The sequence below is a fragment of the Stenotrophomonas sp. STEN009 genome (genome assembly GCF_056760395.1).
Genome location: NZ_JBRRES010000009.1, coordinates 111,745 through 124,249, shown reverse-complemented (window position 1 = coordinate 124,249; position 12,505 = coordinate 111,745). Strand labels below are relative to the sequence as shown.

Below are 12,505 nucleotides of genomic sequence, written 5' to 3'. Positions count from 1 at the left end.
CGGGGGGGGCTATGGCGGCCGCCGCGCGCGGCGGGCTGGCCCGGGGGGGGGGGGCCGGCGCCCCAGCCGGTGTGGGGGGCGCGGTGGCGCGCCGGGGGTTGGGTGGCCCGCGCCTGGCGCGCAAAGCCGAAGGCCATCGCCAGGGCGACGGCGTCGATCCAGAACAGCGGCCAGTGCCCGGCAGCGGCGGCACGCCACAGCCAGTCACCGTTCAATGCACCATGCAGGACCGGCACCAGCGCGGTCGCGGCCGCAGCGGCCCACAGCAGTTCCCGGGCAGCCTGTGCGGGCCTGCGCAGGAATGCCCACAGCGCGCACGCGGCCCAGCTGCTGAAACAGGCCCAACGGATGCCCGGGTCGACCGCCGCGGGTGCTGCGCGTTCGAGCACCAGCGCCACCACGAACGCCAACGAGATCGCCACGCACAGGCCGATGCAGACACCGACGGTGGCACGCGCCATGTTGACGGCCGCACGCGACTGCTCGGGCTGGCGTCGCTTGCGTCGCGATTCGATCCACAGCAGGTTGCCGGAATAGAACAGGAAGGCGCCGCCGAGCCCCATCAGGAAGTACAACCAGACCACCACGCCGTTGCCGAACTCACCGAAATGAAGCGCATAGGCGGCGCTCAGCGTAGCGTGATTGGCATCGCGCTGGCCCGGCAGCTGCGTGGCCAGCACGTCGCCGGTGGCCACGTCCAGGGCGACCGCCCCCAGCGGGCCCAGCGTGCCGGTGGATTCGCCGGTGATCTCGATGGTGGCCTTGGCGTCGCCACCATTGGCCAGTTTCAGATAGGCCGGTTCGAAGTTGGCCACGCCCTGGGCGCGGGCCACTTCCAGGGCGCGCGCATGCAGGACCTGCAGGCTGCCCGGCGGTGCCGGAACGCCGCTGGCCTCGCGCACCGGAGCGGTATCCATCGCGGTCGGCACGGCCTGCAGCAGTTTGCCATCGAAGATCAGCGGATTGAGCAGTGCCATCTGTACGAACGCCAGGCAGAGCAGGGCGCCGGTAACGGCGAACATCAGATGGAAGGGCAGACTGAGCACGCCGATCACGTTGTGCGCATCCTGCCACTGCTGCTTGAGGTTGCGGCCCGGGCGCAACGCGAACAGGTCACCCAGCAGTTTCGGCAGGTGGATCACCAGGCCGCTGAGCAGGGCCATGCCGTACAGCAGGCTGACGATGCCCATTACATACACGCCGGCCACCGGCAGGCCCAGGCTGTAATGCAGCTCGTTGACCAGTTCGGCCAGACCGGTCTGCGGCGGCGTCGGGCTGCCGGCGGTGTGTCCCGGCCACGCATAGCGCCAGCTGCCGTCATCGGTCTGCCAGTAGGCCAGCGGCTGCGGATGGTCGGTGCCGGGGAAGGTCATGCCGACATGGCGGCGTGCCTCCGCGTGGGCTGCCAGCACGTCCTCGAGCAGGTGCTGTGCGTCATCCAGGTCCGCGGGCAATGCCGTCGCCGCGCCCGGCGTCTGCCACAACGGCAGGTCATGGTGGAAGAGGGTCAGGGCGCCTGCATAGAAGGCCACGAACAGGCCAAAGCCGGCGACCAGGCCGACCCAGGTGTGCAGGGTGGTGAACGTTCGCAGCGTCTGCGAGGAGAACTTCATGGGGACGGTCTCATTGCACCGCACCGGCCAGGCGCAGCAGGCCGAGCACGGCGAAGCCGGCGCCAGCACTGCCGGCCAGGGCCAGCCAGGCGTGTGCGGCGCGGCGGAAGCTGAACGCCCAGAGGGCGGCCAGCATCCACAGCGGGATGAAGGCGATCAGGGCCGGTACCAGGGCGTGCTGCCATGGGCCGGGCGGCAGCCAGGCCACCAGTCCGGTGGCGGCCGCGGCCAGCAGGAAGCCGGCGAAGATGCCGGCGAGGGCGCGGGCCCACATCAGCGCGGCTCCGCGCCGGGGCGGTGCCAGGCGGCGATGGCCGGCAGCAGCATCGCCGCCAGCATCCAGGTGCACAGCATCGCCACCAGCCCGGCGGCGAAGCCCAGTTCGGCCATCCACAGCCACAGTGCGGCCGCAGCGGCAACCAGGCCGATCTGTCGGCCAAGCCGGCCAGCCCGGCGCAGGCGCGGCCAGCGGCAATGCGGCGAGGCGGCATAGAAGGCCGTCGCCGAGAACATCGCAGACAGCACGCCCAGGCTGCAGAAGCCGAGCGTGGAAAGGCCGACAGTGATCATTGCCGGCAGCCTGCGCGGCGCGAGGGCGGCGAACGCGGGACACGGGCGGGGCCGGCGTAGGCCGGTCGGAGCGGGTGGCGCATCACGAGGTCCTGGGGGAAAGCGGGCAGGCTGGCACGGGGCGGGCTGCCTGGATATGGTAATCATTGCGATTTCAGGCTGCCAGCGACGGCCATTCAGGGGCGCGACGGGGAGTGCTTGGGCTTTCCCGCGCACTGGTCTAAAATCGCAGTCATTATCCTGACTGGAACAAGGTGGCCCGCGCCCAGCGCCGGCCGAGCGTGCGACATGAGCACTACCACCGCCCACGGTTGACCTGCCCCCGAAGGCCCTGCGTTCCAGGCGCCCTCGCGGCGCTTTTTTATTGCCCGGGCGCCTGCTCGGAGCCGCTTTCCAGCCCGCAGCGCGGGCCCCCGCACGAAGCCACTGCGATGATCAACATTACCCTTCCCGACGGCAGCCGCCGCGAGTTCGAAAACCCCGTCAGCGTCATGGACGTTGCCCAGTCGATCGGTGCCGGCCTGGCCAAGGCGACCATCGCCGGCTCGGTCGATGGCGTGCTGGTCGATGCCAGCGACGTCATCGATCACGATGCCAGCCTGCGCATCATCACCGCCAAGGACGAGGAGGGCGTGGAGATCATCCGCCACTCCTGCGCCCACCTGGTCGGCCATGCCGTCAAGCAGCTGTACCCGGACGTGAAGATGGTCATCGGCCCGGTGATCGCCGAGGGCTTCTACTACGACATCTACTCCGAGCGCCCGTTCACCCCGGACGACATGGCCGCGATCGAGAAGCGCATGGGTGAACTGATCGCCCAGGACTACGACGTCATCAAGAAGATGACGCCGCGCGCGGAAGTGATCGAGATCTTCAAGGCGCGTGGCGAGGACTACAAGCTGCGCCTGATCGAGGACATGTCCGACGACATCCAGGCCATGGGCATGTACTACCACCAGGAGTATGTGGACATGTGCCGTGGCCCGCACGTGCCGAACACGCGCTTCCTGAAGGCCTTCAAGCTGACCCGCATTTCCGGTGCGTACTGGCGTGGTGACGCGCAGAACGAGCAGCTGCAGCGCATCTACGGCACCGCCTGGGCCGACAAGAAGCAGCTCGATGCCTACATCAAGCGCATCGAGGAAGCCGAAATGCGCGACCACCGCCGCATCGGCAAGCAGCAGGACCTGTTCCACCTGCAGGAAGAGGCGCCGGGCCTGGTGTTCTGGCACCCCAAGGGCTGGGCGCTGTGGCAGGTGGTCGAGCAGTACATGCGCAAGGTCTATCGCAACAGCGGCTATGGCGAAGTGCGCTGCCCCCAGATCCTGGACGTGAGCCTGTGGAAGAAGTCCGGTCACTGGGACAACTACCAGGACAACATGTTCTTCACCGAGTCGGAGAAGCGCACCTACGCGGTCAAGCCGATGAACTGCCCGGGCCACGTCCAGGTGTTCAACCAGGGCCTGCACAGCTACCGCGACCTGCCGATCCGCTACGGTGAGTTCGGTTCCTGCCACCGCAACGAGCCCTCCGGCGCACTGCACGGCATCCTGCGCGTGCGCGGCTTCACCCAGGACGACGGCCATGTGTTCTGCACCGAGGCGCAGATCGAATCCGAGGTGACCGCCTTCCACCAGCAGGCGCTGGCGGTCTACCGGCACTTCGGCTTCGAGGAGATCCAGATCAAGATCGCGCTGCGGCCGGAATCGCGGCTGGGCGATGACGCCACCTGGGACAAGGCCGAGGGCGCACTGCGCTCGGCGCTGGCCAGCTGCGGCGTGGAGTGGCAGGAGCTGCCGGGCGAGGGCGCCTTCTACGGCCCGAAGATCGAGTACCACCTGAAGGACGCCATCGGCCGTACCTGGCAGCTGGGCACGATGCAGGTCGACTTCATGATGCCCGGCCGTCTGGGCGCCGAGTACGTGGACGAGAACAGCCAGAAGAAGCATCCGGTCATGCTGCACCGGGCGATCGTCGGCTCCATGGAGCGTTTCATCGGCATCCTGATCGAGCACCATGCCGGCCAGTTCCCGGCCTGGCTGGCGCCGACCCAGGTGGTGGTGGCCAACATTACCGACGCCCAGGCCGACTACGTCTCGGGCGTGACCAAAACCCTTGCGGAGCAAGGCTTCCGCGTCAGCTCGGATTTGCGTAACGAGAAGATCGGCTATAAAATCCGCGAGCATACGTTGCAGCGCGTGCCCTACCTGCTGGTCATTGGTGACCGCGAGAAGGAAAATGGGGCTGTGGCGGTGCGTACGCGTTCTGGCGAAGACCTGGGCAGCATGAGCCTGCAGGCCTTCATCGAGCGGCTCCAGGCCGAGGGCGCGTAAGCAAAGGTCCGGTCCGGGGGCACAGGCACCCGGACCGGTTCGATACCCTTGGGAGAACGTAATATCAGCACCCCTGACAACAAACAGAACCGCAAGAATCAGGAAATCCGTGTGCCGCGCGTCCGCGTGATCGGCAGTGACGGAGAAATGATCGGCGTGTTGTCGCGCGACGAAGCGCTGTCCATGGCCGAAGATGAAGGCCTGGACCTGGTCGAAATCCAGCCGCAGGCCGATCCGCCGGTCTGCAAGATCATGGATTTCGGCAAGTTCAAGTTCGAAGCGCAGAAGAAGGCCAGCGAGGCCAAGAAGAAGACCAAGCAGGTCGAGATCAAGGAAGTGAAGTTCCGTCCGGTCACGGACGAGGGCGACTACCAGATCAAGCTGCGCAAGATGCGCGGGTTCCTTGAAGAAGGCGACAAGATCAAGGTCAACATCCGTTTCCGTGGCCGTGAAATGAGCCACCAGGAACTGGGTCGCGAAATGGCCAACCGGATCGAGACCGATCTGGGCGAGGACATCGTCATTGAATCCCGTCCGCGCCTGGAAGGGCGTCAGATGGTCATGATGATCGCGCCGAAGAAGAAGACCTGAGGCCTGACGGGCCGCCTTCCGGGGCGCCTGGCTGAATGGTTCAGGGTAAGGGGACGCCACTGGCGTCCCTTTGCTTTTGCAGGATGCCGGTGAAATGCCGGCGCAAGGGGTGCTGGGGCTGGTGGCAGGGCGGTTTTGCCTGTATCATGCCCGGCTCGACCCACCCAGGACGGGTCGTACGCCGATCATGGCAGGACGGAAAGAGCGGCCCAGGCCGCCGCCAGATCAGTCAGAAACCAGGGTCAAATCCCATCAAGGACATTGCAATGCCCAAGATCAAGACCAACCGGGCAGCGGCCAAGCGTTTCCGCAAGACCGCCTCGGGCAAGTACAAGTGCGGCCACGCCAACCGTAGCCACATCCTCACGAAGAAAGCGACCAAGCGTAAGCGTAATCTGCGTCAGACGGGCCATGTCCGTGCAGAAGACGCAGGCCGTCTGGACCGCATGCTCCCTTACCTCTGAGGAACTGAAAAATGGCACGAGTTAAGCGTGGCGTACAGGCGCGTCGCCGCCACAAGAAGATTCTGGATCTCGCCAAGGGCTATTACAACGCCCGCCGCAAGGTCTTCCGCGTCGCCAAGCAGGCGGTCATCAAGGCACAGCAGTACGCCTACATCGGCCGTAAGCAGAAGAAGCGCAACTTCCGTTCGCTGTGGATCACCCGCATCAATGCGGCTGCCCGCATCAATGGTCTGAGCTACAGCCGCTTCATGAACGGCCTGCTGAAGGCCGGCATCACCCTGGACCGTAAGGTCCTGGCTGACATCGCCGTGCACGACGCAGCCGGCTTTGCCGCGCTGGCCGAAAAGGCCAAGGGCGCGCTGGCGGCATAAGTCCTTCCCGATGCCGTTGCCGTTCATCCGGAACGGTGTCAGGTCAAGGCAATGCATGGGGAAGGGCGCAAGTCCTTCCCCATTCTTTTTTGGGTCCCGGCGTGGCCACGGCGACGCGGGGACGGCGGTGGCGACAGGGGTCGGCCCTTCGCCTGCCGCGATGGCAGATCGACTGGAGTTCCGGCCCCCATGAGCGACATCCAATCCCTCACCACCCAGGCGCTGGCCGAGGTGGCCGCTGCACAGAGCCCCGACGTGCTGGAGCAACTGCGCGTGGCCCTGCTCGGCAAGAGCGGCAGCATCACTGCGCAGCTCAAGCAGCTCGGCGCCCTGCCGGCCGACGAGCGCAAGGCCGCCGGTGAAGCGATCAACCAGGCCCGCGACGCACTGACCCGCGCGCTGGGCGAGCGCAAGGCGCTGCTGGAGGATGCGGCACTGGATGCGCGCCTGGCCGCCGAAGCCATCGACATCACCCTGCCGGGCCGCAATGGCGAACGCGCCGGCCTGCACCCGATCACCCGTACCCTGGAGCGCATCACCGGCATCTTCGGCCGACTGGGCTACGAGTTGTCGGAAGGGCCGGAGATCGAGGATGACTGGCACAACTTCGAGGCGCTGAATTTCCCGCCGCACCACCCGGCGCGCGCCATGCATGACACCTTCTACTTCGGTGACGGCCGCCTGCTGCGTACGCACACCTCCGGTGTGCAGGTGCGCTACATGGGCGACCATGCGCCGCCGTTGCGCATGATCGCCGCCGGCAAGGTGTACCGCAGCGACAGCGACCAGACCCATTCGCCGATGTTCCATCAGGTGGAAGGCCTGCTGGTGGACGAGCACTCGACCTTCGCCGACCTGAAGGGCACGCTTGCCGAATTCGTCCGTGCCTTCTTCGAGCGCGACTTCGAGATGCGCTTCCGTCCCAGCTACTTCCCGTTCGTCGAGCCCGGTGCGGAAGTGGACATCGCCTGGCAGCAGCCCGATGGCAGCACCCGCTGGCTGGAAGTGCTCGGCTGCGGCATGGTCCATCCGAACGTGCTGCGCAGCGTCGGCATCGATCCTGAGCGCTACACAGGTTTCGCCTTCGGCATGGGCGTGGAGCGTTTCGCGATGCTGCGCTACGGCGTCAACGATCTGCGCGCGTTCTTCGAGAACGATGTGCGCTTCCTGAAGCAGTTCGCGTAACGCATTCGGCAACGCCGGGCCCAGCCTGGCGGACTCAAACATTCGACGGCCCAGGCGCCTGCGCCGGGTCCACCAGGGTGACAACATGAAATTCTCCGAAAACTGGCTGCGCAGCCACGTCCCCACCCGCGCGTCGCGCGATGAGCTGAGTGCGGTGCTGACCGCGATCGGCCTGGAAGTGGAAGACGTGACCGCGTTGGGCGAGGGCCTGCAGCACGTGGTGGTGGCGCGCATCGTCGAGGCCGTGCGCCATCCCGAAGCGGACCGCCTGCAGGTCTGCCGGGTCGATGCCGGGCAGGGCGAGCTGCTGCAGATCGTCTGCGGCGCACCGAACGCGCGTCCGGGCCTGGTCGCGCCGCTGGCGATGGTCGGTGCGCAGATCGGCGAACTGAAGATCAAGCCGGCCAAGCTGCGGGGTGTCGAGTCCAACGGCATGCTGTGCTCGGCGAAGGAGCTGGGCCTGGACAACGATGCTTCCGGCCTGCTGGAACTGCCCGCGGATGCCCCGGTCGGCCAGGCCCTGGTCGACTACCTGGGCCTGCCCGATGCCAGCATCGAGATCAAGCTGACCCCGAACCGTGCCGACTGTTTCAGCGTGCGCGGCATCGCCTACGACGTAGCGGCCGCCACCCGCAGCCAGGTGCTGGACTTCGCTGCAGCACCGGTCGCCGCCGTCGGCAGCCGCGAGCTGTCGATCCGGCTCGACGCCGGCGCCGAGGCGCCGCGTTACCTGGGGCGCGTCATCGAGGGCCTGAACCCTGCGGCGAAGACCCCGCTGTGGATGGCCGAGCGCCTGCGCCGCAGTGGCGTGCGTCCGGTGTCGCTGCTGGTCGACATCACCCAGTACGTGATGCTGGAACTGGGTCAGCCGATGCATGCCTATGACCTGGGCACCCTGCAGGGCAGCATCGCCGTGCGGCGCGCACGCGCAGGCGAGAACCTGAAGCTGCTCGATGGCCGCGATGCCGTGCTGGACGACAGTTTCCTGGTCGTGACCGATGCTGATCGCGCGGTGGGCCTGGCGGGTCTGATGGGGGGCTTCGATTCCCGTGTGACCGACGCGACCACCAGCGTGTTCCTGGAGGCTGCGCACTTCGCACCGGCAGCGATCATGGGCCGTGGCCGCAAGCTGGGCCTGCACACCGATGCCGGCCACCGCTTCGAGCGCGGCGTCGATCCGGCGCTGCCGCGTACCGCCATCGAGTACGCCACCCGCCTGGTGCTGGACCTGGCCGGCGGCACCCCGGCACCGGTCACCGAGGCCGTGCGCGAGGCTGATCTGCCTCGGCCGGCCACCATCGCGCTGCGCCGCGCGCGCATTACCCGCGTGCTCGGCATCACCATCGAGGATGCCGAAGTGGAGCGCATCCTGCGCGCGCTGGGCATGGAGGTGGTCGCCACGGCCGACGGCTGGCAGGTCACCGCACCGAGCCGCCGTTTCGATATCGCCATCGAAGAGGACCTGATCGAAGAGCTGGCCCGCATCCATGGCTACGAGCAGATTCCCACCACCCTGCCGGGCGGTGCCGCGCGCGTGGCGATGCCGAGCGAGACCCAGCTCGACACCCTCAGCGTGCGTCGCCAGCTGATCGCGCGCGACCTGCAGGAAACCCTCAATTTCGCCTTCGTCGACGATGCGCTGCTGACCCAGTGGCAGCTGCGCGACGATCTGGTGCCGCTGGCCAATCCACTGTCGGCCGAACTGGCGGTGATGCGCCCGTCGCTGCTGCCGGGCCTGGTGGCCACGCTGGGCCGCAACGCCGCGCGCCAGTTGGGCCGGGTGCGCCTGTTCGAGATCGGCCGCGTGTTCGCCCGCCAGGCGGGGGAGGGCCAGCCGGCGCCGCTGGAAACTCCGCGTGTTGCTGCCGCGGTGTGCGGCGATGCGCAGGCGGTGCAGTGGGGTCTGCCTTCCCGCAAGGTCGATTTCCATGACCTGAAGGGTGATCTGGAGTCCCTGGCTGCTGCCAGTGGTGCCTCGCTGGAGTTCCGCCCGTCCAGCCGTGCGCATGGCCACCCGGCGCGCTCGGCCGAGGTGTTCCGCGACGGGGTTGCGATCGGCTGGATCGGCCAGATCCACCCGCGCCTGGCCAAGGCGATGGACATCGAGGCCGACGTCTACGCCTTCGAGCTGGACCTGGAGCCGCTGTCGGCGCGCCGCCTGCCGCGTGCCGGCGAGCTGTCGCGCTTCCCGGCGGTGCGCCGCGACCTGGCGTTCCTGGTGCCGGAGCAGGTGGCCTGGAGCGATCTGGCCGCCACGGTCCGGAAGGCCGCCGGCCCGCTCCTGCGCGAGCTGAACCTGTTCGACCGCTATGTGGGCCAAGGGGTCGAGCCGGGATTCAAGAGTCTCGCTATGGGCTTGATTTTGCAGGACAAGTCGCGCACTCTGACGGACCGCGACGTGGATGCGGTGGTGGCCGAGGCGGTCACCGCCATCGAGCGTGAACACCACGCCCGGATCCGCGGCTGAGCGGGCAGCACTCGGGGGTAGCAGGCAATGGCATTGACCAAGGCGGAGATGGCGGAAAAGCTGTTCGACGAAGTCGGTCTGAACAAGCGTGAAGCCAAGGAATTCGTCGACGCGTTTTTCGATGTGCTGCGTGAAGCATTGGAACAGGGACGTCAGGTGAAGCTGTCGGGCTTCGGCAATTTCGACCTGCGGCGCAAGAACCAGCGCCCGGGCCGCAATCCGAAGACCGGCGAGGAAATTCCGATTTCCGCCCGTACGGTGGTCACCTTCCGTCCGGGCCAGAAGCTCAAGGAAAGGGTGGAAGCTTATGCTGGATCCGGGCAGTAACCGCGAACTACCGCCGATCCCGGCCAAGCGGTACTTCACCATCGGTGAAGTGAGCGAGCTGTGCGACGTCAAGCCGCACGTGCTGCGCTACTGGGAAACAGAGTTTCCCAGCCTTGAGCCGGCCAAGCGCCGCGGCAACCGCCGCTACTACCAGCGCCATGACGTGCTGATGGTGCGGCAGATCCGCAGCCTGCTGTACGAACAGGGCTACACGATCGGCGGTGCCCGCCTGCGTCTGGAGGGCCCCGATGCCCGCGAGGAATCGGCGCTGAGCAACCAGATCATCAAGCAGGTGCGGATGGAGCTGGAAGAAGTGCTGCAATTGCTTCGCCGGTGACCCAAATCCCGCGTGATCCGCTATACTTCACGCCCCGCCGCACTGGCGGGAACATCGCAGCATCAGTCGGGGCGTAGCGCAGCCTGGTAGCGCATCTGCCTGGGGGGCAGAGGGTCGTCGGTTCGAATCCGGCCGTCCCGACCACTGTGATGGAACAGAAGGCCCGCGCAGCGATGCGTGGGCTTTTTTGTGGGTGAACCGATGGGCGATGCGGCCGTGTACGCCAGCCCATGCGTGACCGACATCCCGTATCATCGCTGCACATCCGATCGCATCGGCTTCTCCTTCCGTCTCTCTTCCGCGTCCGCTGGCGCAGCATGTGGCTGCGGTCACGGGCGTGCAGCGGGTCCGTGGAGGTGGATGCGCGGACCACGACGACCACAGGGGGTTGCGTTGATCAGCAGTACCGTCATTCATCGCTCGGCTGAGGCAGGTGCCGCCGAGGTGCAGGTCCTGGACACCACGTTCAAGGGCAAGCACGTCTTTGTCAGCTGGGGCCTGCGTGGGCCCGAGTTGACCCGCAGTGCCGACCCGGCCGCAACGGTGGCCGCGCGGCGCGCATTGCAGGCCGTTTCCCGGCACAACGAGGGGCCGCGCAGCCCCGAAGTGTTCATCGCCAACCAGTCGGCGGTGGCGATCACGGTCTATCGCTTGTTGACCGAGGCGCGGTCCGGGGATGCGATCTTCTTCCTGTGCGACTCGCAGGCGGTGGTGGATTGGCTGGTCACGGCGCTGGAAGTGCGGGGGGCGGACTGATCGCGTCCGCGCCGGCTGTCTATCCCGCCAGCGCGGCGTCAACCGCCGCCAGGGCGTGCAGGGTGGTGGTGTCGAACAGCGGCACCGCACTGTCTTCCGGGCGCACCAGCAGCATGATTTCGGTACAGCCGAGAATGATCGCTTCGGCACCACGCGCCACCAGCCGCGCGATCACGTCTGCGTAGACCTGTCGCGAGCGCTCGCTGACCACGCCGGCGATCAGCTCCTGGTAGATGATGTCGTGGACCTGCTGGCGATCTTCGGCCTCGGGTACCAGCACTTCCAGCCCGAAGCGACCGGCAAGGCGTCCCCGGTAGAAGTCGTGCTCCATGGTGAAGGCCGTACCGAGCAGGCCCACCCTGCGCCAACCGGCCGCCACGATGGCGGTGGCAGTCGGGTCGGCGATGTGCAGCAGCGGCAACGGGCAGGCTGCTTCGATCTGCGTGGTCAGCGCGTGCATCGTATTGGTGCAGATCAGCAGTACATCGGCGCCACCCGCCTGCAACCGCTCTGCCGCATCCACCATGTGCCGCGCAAGCGCGTCCCAGTCGCCGTCGTGCTGCAACTGCTTGATCGGAGCGAAATCCACCGACCACATGAGCAGCTGCGCCGAGTGCGCGGCCCCCAGGCGACGGCGCACCTCTTCGTTGATGAGGCGGTAGTACTGCGCCGAACTCTCCCAGCTCATGCCGCCGATCAGGCCCAGGGTCTTCATGTGCCGCTCCAGGTGGGGAGGCGCCATTGCAGCACAGGCGGGCGGCGATGTCGCCGCGACCTCTGACAGGCGCGATAATGCGGCCATCGATGATCGAGGGCAGGGTGATGGGCGAATGCTGTGGCTGCGGCAGGACGATGGACCTGGCGGCGATGCAGGCGCGTCACCGCCGCGTGCTGCGGATCGTGCTGCTGGTCAACCTTGCCACGTTCGCGATGATGGTGCTGGCCGCCTGGTACAGCCATTCTTCGTCACTGCTGTCCGGTGCGCTGGATAATCTGGGCGACGCGGCCACCTATGCGCTCAGCCTCGCGGTGGTGGGTGCGGGCATCGTCGCCAAGGCACGTGTGGCGCTGTTCAAGGGGCTGCTGATCCTTGCCGCAGCGGTGGCCGTGGCGGTGCAGATCGGTTGGCGCCTGCTGCATCCGGAGGTGCCGCTGTTCGCCAGCATGGGCTTGGCCGCCCTGCTCAATCTGGCAGCCAATGCACTGTGCCTGTGGCTGCTCACACCCTATCGCAACGATGACGTCAACCTGGCGTCCGCCTGGGAGTGCTCGCGCAACGATCTGTACGAGGGCTCGGCGGTGCTGCTGGCTGCAGGGCTGGTGGCGCTGTTCGGTGCGGGCTGGCCCGATCTGCTGGTGGCGGCCGCACTGCTGGTGCTGTTTCTGCGGTCGGCGATGCGCGTGCTGGGTACGGCGTGGTCGGAGCTGCGCGCGGCACGGCAGGTTCATGCGTGAGTGGCCGCCTGTAACCGTCGCATCGGCATCGCGCTG

Annotated in this window: 14 protein-coding genes and 1 tRNA gene; 11 read left to right on the top strand and 4 right to left on the bottom strand. The window is 67.1% G+C overall.

Annotated features, from left to right (window positions below):
• The 3 genes from ACVOMM_RS06660 to ACVOMM_RS06650 all read right to left on the bottom strand — a co-directional run.
• Window positions 1–1,613 (bottom strand): PepSY-associated TM helix domain-containing protein (locus ACVOMM_RS06660; protein ID WP_481526018.1); only part of this gene is annotated, 1,613 nt, incomplete at its 3' end.
• A gap of 10 nt (window positions 1,614–1,623) precedes the next feature.
• Complete coding sequence (locus ACVOMM_RS06655) at window positions 1,624–1,887, bottom strand: hypothetical protein (RefSeq protein ID WP_053518684.1); 264 nt, start codon at window positions 1,885–1,887, stop codon at window positions 1,624–1,626.
• Entirely contained in the window at window positions 1,887–2,183 is a 297-nt protein-coding gene (locus ACVOMM_RS06650; RefSeq protein WP_053518685.1) for a hypothetical protein, read from the bottom strand. Before ACVOMM_RS06650 ends, ACVOMM_RS06655 begins: the two co-directional genes overlap by 1 nt.
• Before the next feature lie 431 nt (window positions 2,184–2,614).
• Here ACVOMM_RS06650 and thrS point away from each other — a divergent pair, with 431 nt between their 5' ends.
• From thrS to ACVOMM_RS06600, 10 genes are all read left to right on the top strand, one after another.
• On the top strand, window positions 2,615–4,516 hold the full coding sequence (thrS, locus tag ACVOMM_RS06645; RefSeq protein WP_065175534.1) for a threonine--tRNA ligase: 1,902 nt from the start codon (window positions 2,615–2,617) through the stop codon (window positions 4,514–4,516).
• A gap of 48 nt (window positions 4,517–4,564) precedes the next feature.
• A complete protein-coding gene (gene infC / locus ACVOMM_RS06640; protein WP_079222586.1) occupies window positions 4,565–5,107 on the top strand; it encodes a translation initiation factor IF-3 in 543 nt (180 codons plus the stop codon).
• A 266-nt stretch (window positions 5,108–5,373) separates the two neighbouring features.
• Window positions 5,374–5,571, top strand: coding sequence for a 50S ribosomal protein L35 (rpmI, locus tag ACVOMM_RS06635; RefSeq protein WP_005410436.1), 198 nt, complete (start codon window positions 5,374–5,376; stop codon window positions 5,569–5,571).
• A gap of 11 nt (window positions 5,572–5,582) precedes the next feature.
• Window positions 5,583–5,942, top strand: a complete 360-nt coding sequence (gene rplT, locus ACVOMM_RS06630) for a 50S ribosomal protein L20 (protein WP_005410435.1) — start codon at window positions 5,583–5,585, stop codon at window positions 5,940–5,942.
• Window positions 5,943–6,131: 189 nt separating this feature from the next.
• A complete protein-coding gene (locus ACVOMM_RS06625) occupies window positions 6,132–7,127 on the top strand; it encodes a phenylalanine--tRNA ligase subunit alpha (protein WP_065181862.1) in 996 nt (331 codons plus the stop codon).
• An 85-nt stretch (window positions 7,128–7,212) separates the two neighbouring features.
• A complete protein-coding gene (gene pheT / locus ACVOMM_RS06620) occupies window positions 7,213–9,594 on the top strand; it encodes a phenylalanine--tRNA ligase subunit beta (RefSeq protein WP_481526017.1) in 2,382 nt (793 codons plus the stop codon).
• A 27-nt stretch (window positions 9,595–9,621) separates the two neighbouring features.
• On the top strand, window positions 9,622–9,921 hold the full coding sequence (locus ACVOMM_RS06615) for an integration host factor subunit alpha (RefSeq protein ID WP_005410432.1): 300 nt from the start codon (window positions 9,622–9,624) through the stop codon (window positions 9,919–9,921).
• Window positions 9,902–10,258 (top strand): MerR family transcriptional regulator, encoded by a 357-nt coding sequence (locus ACVOMM_RS06610; RefSeq protein WP_053518690.1) that lies wholly within the window; start codon window positions 9,902–9,904, stop codon window positions 10,256–10,258. The genes ACVOMM_RS06615 and ACVOMM_RS06610 overlap by 20 nt, the downstream gene beginning before the upstream one ends.
• Before the next feature lie 67 nt (window positions 10,259–10,325).
• Window positions 10,326–10,402, top strand: a tRNA-Pro gene (locus tag ACVOMM_RS06605).
• A 216-nt stretch (window positions 10,403–10,618) separates the two neighbouring features.
• Window positions 10,619–11,014, top strand: coding sequence for a hypothetical protein (locus tag ACVOMM_RS06600; RefSeq protein WP_481526016.1), 396 nt, complete (start codon window positions 10,619–10,621; stop codon window positions 11,012–11,014).
• 19 nt (window positions 11,015–11,033) lie between these two features.
• Here ACVOMM_RS06600 and ACVOMM_RS06595 read toward each other — a convergent pair whose 3' ends face one another.
• Entirely contained in the window at window positions 11,034–11,729 is a 696-nt protein-coding gene (locus tag ACVOMM_RS06595; RefSeq protein WP_481526015.1) for an aspartate/glutamate racemase family protein, read from the bottom strand.
• A 107-nt stretch (window positions 11,730–11,836) separates the two neighbouring features.
• Between ACVOMM_RS06595 and ACVOMM_RS06590 the strand changes: the two genes are divergently transcribed.
• The gene (locus ACVOMM_RS06590) at window positions 11,837–12,469 is read left to right on the top strand and encodes a cation efflux transmembrane domain-containing protein (RefSeq protein WP_080375309.1); all 633 of its coding nucleotides are present in this window, start codon (window positions 11,837–11,839) and stop codon (window positions 12,467–12,469) included.
• Window positions 12,470–12,505: the final 36 nt, after the last annotated feature.